Source organism: Mesorhizobium sp. f-mel, from assembly GCF_053850215.1.
Window position 1 is genome coordinate 1 of record NZ_JBSPTO010000097.1, and the last position, 297, is coordinate 297.

General features: G+C 60.6%; 1 pseudogene. It reads right to left on the reverse strand.

What is annotated here, in order from left to right:
• Positions 1-297, reverse strand: a pseudogene (gene groEL / locus ACWUKX_RS31060) (chaperonin GroEL); the annotation flags it as partial.

Here is a 297-nt window from a genome sequence, read left to right on the forward strand (position 1 = left end):
CGATCTTCAGGCCGCCACGCAGCTTGTTGACGACGAGCGTGGCCAGAGCCTCGCCTTCGACGTCTTCGGAGATGATGACCAGCGGCTTCGAGGTCTGCACGACAGCCTCGAGAATCGGCAGCATGGCCTGCAGGTTGGAGAGCTTCTTCTCGTGGAGGAGGATGTAGGCGTCTTCCAGATCCGCGACCATCTTGTCGGCGTTGGTGACGAAGTAGGGCGAGAGATAGCCGCGGTCGAACTGCATGCCTTCGACGACTTCGAGTTCGGTCTCTGCGGTCTTGGCTTCCTCGACCGTGA